We start from the raw sequence: 4188 nt of genomic DNA on the forward strand, positions 1-4188 counted from the left end.
AGATCCTATGGGGGTGGATAGCGGTCCACTCTCTGGCAGAGTGAGGTTGCGATATCCACTCACGCTGGAGACCAACCGATGTCCGTTGAGCCCCGATTTGAGCAAACCGCTATCCGCACCCATCTTGGCGCAATCTTCGTCTCACTGGAACTCAGTCGTTCGGTCTGGCTGATCACGTCCCTGTCGCCCGGGGCCGGGGAGACAATGTCCAAGCACAGCGTGCGCGGCGGCGATGTGGCCGGCCTGCTGACGCGGCTTGCTCAGTTGCAGGAGAAAGCGCGCACTCGAACCGGTCAGCTATTTCCGATCATTGTCATCCAGGAGGCGGGTCTGGATGGGTTCTGGATCCATCGCGTGCTGGAGAGCGAGGGGATCGAGAGCCATGTGGTCGATCCCGCCTCGATTGCGGTCTCGCGCCGCTGCCGGCGGGCCAAGACCGACAAGATCGACGGCGAGGCCCTGGTGCGCACGCTGCTGGCCTACAAGCGTGGGGAGCCGCGGGTGTGTGCGATGGTCCGGGCTCCCACGCCTGAGCAGGAGGATCGGCGCCGCATCAGCCGCGAGCGCAAGACGCTCACGGCCGAGCGCGTTCAGCACGTCAACCGGATCAAGGGCCTGCTGTTCGCGCAGGGGATCGGCGACTATGAGCCCCTGCACCGCGACCGCAGAACACGGCTCGAGGCGCTCACGACCGGTGATGGCCGGCCGCTGCCAGTGCACCTGAAGACCCAGATCAGCCGCGAACTCGATCGGCTGGAGCTGCTGCTGGAACAGATCAAGGCGGTGGAAGCCGAGCGGGACCAGCTGCTTGCCTCTGCCCATGAGGAGGCCGGCGCCGTGCCACCGGGGCGACTGCTTCCCCTGAAAGGCATCGGTCAGGAAGCCGCCGCTGTTCTGTGGGCGGAGGGCCTGTTCCGCACCTTCGCCAATCGCCGGCAGGTGGCGGCCTATGCGGGCCTGGCCCCCACCCCCTGGAAGAGCGGATCGATTGATCGCGAGCAAGGCGTGTCGAAGGCCGGCAACCCACGCCTGCGCACCACCATGATCCAGCTCGCCTGGTTGTGGCTGCGCCATCAGCCCGCCTCAGCCCTGAGCCAGTGGTTCCAGGAGCGTGTCCGGCGCAACGGCGGGCGCCTGAAGAAGCCGATGATCGTGGCGCTGGCCCGCAAACTTCTCGTCGCGCTGTGGAAGTATGTGACCGCTGGGGTGATCATCGAGGGTGCCGTGATGAGGTCTGCGTAAGGCACGGCACGACTGAGTGGATGTGCTTCGCTGGACCCTGATCAGGTCCGGCGGATCCAGGAGGACGGACCGATGTGCAATAGGGCTTGGCATGCCGCACTACAGAAGGGTCCCGTCGCCTGAGCCCTCGTCCGCTGCAAGCGGGATGATGGTGCGGCTGCGTGCGCGCAGCGACCGGATGTGAGTGGGAGCTGGCGCTGGACACGGGCCAGATCATGCAACGGGCTCAGACCTTGGATGTCAAACACCAGCCGGAGATCTGATCGGTGTTCCGATGACCCAGCATCTTGACCGACCAATGCCCATGTGAGTGGGAGCTGGCGCTGGACACGGGCCAGATCATGCAACGGGCTCAGACCTTGGATGTCAAACACCAGCCGGAGATCTGATCGGTGTTCCGATGACCCAGCATCTTGACCGACCAATGCCCATGTGAGTTGCGCCCTCCGCTTGCGATGTGAGGTTTGTGCCATCGCCTGATGCGCGCGACGCCAGGCGGACCAGGCGATCACGAAGGCAGGCTCGATCCGGCGTTGCTGGAGGCGGGTGGCGACGCGGCGGATTTCCTGGATAGACCAGCGTGCCAGCGCTGCAGCTTGGCTTCGTTGCTTCTTTTTTGGGGTGAGGTGAGAGCATTGGCGCGCTGGCGCACCACTGCCATCATGGCGAACGCCAGCATCACCAGCGACACATGCCGGTGCCAGCCATGCCACGAGCGCGTCTCGTTGTGGGTGAGCCCCAACTCGGTTTTGGCGGTCTCGAACGCGTCCTCGATCGCCCAGCGCTGCCCCTCCACCCGCACCAAGGTTTCCATCGGGGTGTCAGCCGGACACCAGGTCGAGAAGAACGCCAGAGCCCCATCAGAGAGGCGGCGCCGGATCAGCAGCCCCCGTGTCCATAAGCCGGTGAGATGCTCGTTGTATTCCTCCGCCGCGAGATCGGCGAGTTCGAGATAAGCCCAGTCATACAGGCGCGCTCCCGTCGTACCATCGCCGGCTGACAAGCGCGTCCAAGCCTCGGGAGAAAGAGCCTGCGCGATCTGCTCGGCCGTGCCGGCGACTTCGGGCTTGTCGATCCAGGACGAGAACTGATCGGTAGCATGCGCGCCCAGCACATAGCCCTTGCCGGCCCGGCGCAGCTGCATCTCGAACCGGCCCACGCCATAGACCGTGTCGGTGGCCACCCACGCGAACGGCACGCTGGCCGCAAGAGCGCGCTCGATCATCTGCGCGGCGATCTCAGGTTTGGTCACGAAGCGGATGCTGCCGGGCACCTGAGCCGCCGCAAGGCGCTCGGGCGTGTTCGTCCAGTCCTGCGGCAGATACAGCTGACGATCGATGAAGGCGCAGCCCTTGTGCGATACGTAAGCGGCAAACACGCCGATCTGGCAATTTGCAATCTTGCCCGCCGAGCCGGTGTACTGCCGGCCTACGCCACACGAGTGCTGGCCCTGCTTGAGAAAGCCAGTCTCGTCGAGGACGAGCACCGCCCCGGGTGAGGCGAGCGTCTCGAGCGCATACGCGCGCACCATGTCTCTCAAAGCATCGGCGTCCCAGTGGCTGCGGCCGAGCACCGCCTGCTGGCGCCAGGGGCCCGAGTCGCCCGCGGCCTCGGCCCGCATCCAGCCGGTCTTGCGCCGCTCCGGCCCGAGCACCCCATCGAGGAAGGCGGCCGCCGAGGTAGCGACGCTGGGATGGGCAAACAGCGATTGGAGGTGAGCTTTGACCTGACGCAACTCCACACACCAGAGTTCGAGCATCTGCTCGATGGCCACACCCGTCATGGCAGCCTCCTGGGTCAGATCAGGAGATTATGAGCCCATGAGCGGCACCTGCAACTGTAATGCTAAGATGTCTCATCCATTGCCAGTAGGTCCCGCTGGTAACCGGCAAGACGCAGGCTCCCGCCAGCGAGGTGCAGATGCACTCTTCTCACGAGCCCTGCGAAGCGCCGGTCAGAGGTCTCTCACACCACGGAGATGGCCAATGAGAGGCTGGTGAGCAATTTTATTGCTCGATCTAAGTGGTTGATTCAGAATAGGTTTGGAGCTGGGCCGCGGAGGCGGATGCGGGCTGTTTCACGTTTGAGGAGCCCGTGCCATGGATGTCCGTTCCTGCGCCAGCGATCTCACTGATGCGGAATGGACGCTGCTGGAGCCGCTGATAACCCGCAGCCATCCCGCCGGGCGACGGCAGACTTATCCGCTCCGACGCATCATCGACGCCATCTTCTATCTGCTGCGCACCGGCGCCCAGTGGCGGCTGCTACCGCACGAATACCCTCCGCGCTACGCCGTGTTCTATCACTATGCCCAGTGGCGCGAGAACGGGACGTGGGAGCAGGTCACGCGAGTGCTGCGCGAGAGTTATCGCCGCATGATTGGCCGGGCTCCTCAGCCGACAGCGGCGATCATCGACAGCCAGTCGGTCAAAACCACTGAGATGGGTGGATCACGTGGGTACGATGGTGGCAAAAAGATCAAGGGCCGCAAGCGTCACTTGCTCGTTGATACGCAAGGAACGCTGCTGAAGAACAAGGTGCATCCGGCCGACCTCCATGACCGCGCGGGCGCCGAGCTCCTGTTGGAGGGTTTAGAGCATCTCTTCCCGGCTATCGAGCTCATGTGGGCGGACACGGCTTATTGAGGGTTGAAGGATTGGCTGTGCAGAGCGCTCGGATGGAAGCTGTCCATTCCGCAACACTGGTGGAGTGGCGGCGTCTGGATGCGCGCCGACGCGGAGCCACCAACACGGCCGAGTGGCTTTCACGTGCTCGCACGCCGATGGCTCGTTGAGCGAACCATCGCCTGGTTGACCACCAACCGGCGGCTGGCCAAGGACTACGAACGCCTGGTCGAAACCGGCGAGATGCTGCTCTACCTCGCCATGAGCCGCATCCTGCTGCGCCGCCTCACGCGAACAGAAAGATAATTGCTCACCAGCGTCT

The 4188-nt window shown here is 64.2% G+C and carries 2 protein-coding genes and 1 pseudogene; 2 read left to right on the plus strand and 1 reads right to left on the minus strand.

The window, feature by feature from the left end; all coding sequences use genetic code 11:
- Nucleotides 1–78: 78 nt before the first annotated feature.
- Nucleotides 79–1242, plus strand: coding sequence for an IS110 family RNA-guided transposase (locus DDF70_RS35655; protein ID WP_114944612.1), 1164 nt, complete (start codon nucleotides 79–81; stop codon nucleotides 1240–1242).
- A 508-nt stretch (nucleotides 1243–1750) separates the two neighbouring features.
- On the opposite strand, the gene DDF70_RS35660 is transcribed toward DDF70_RS35655, so the two are convergent.
- Nucleotides 1751–3025: an IS701 family transposase gene (locus DDF70_RS35660; RefSeq protein WP_245435784.1), complete on the minus strand. Its 1275-nt coding sequence runs from the start codon at nucleotides 3023–3025 to the stop codon at nucleotides 1751–1753.
- A gap of 316 nt (nucleotides 3026–3341) precedes the next feature.
- Between DDF70_RS35660 and DDF70_RS35665 the strand changes: the two are divergent.
- Nucleotides 3342–4172 (plus strand): annotated as a pseudogene (locus tag DDF70_RS35665) (IS5 family transposase).
- The last annotated feature ends 16 nt before the right edge of the window (nucleotides 4173–4188 follow it).

The organism is Microvirga calopogonii, assembly GCF_003347665.1.
GTDB lineage: Bacteria > Pseudomonadota > Alphaproteobacteria > Rhizobiales > Beijerinckiaceae > Microvirga > Microvirga calopogonii.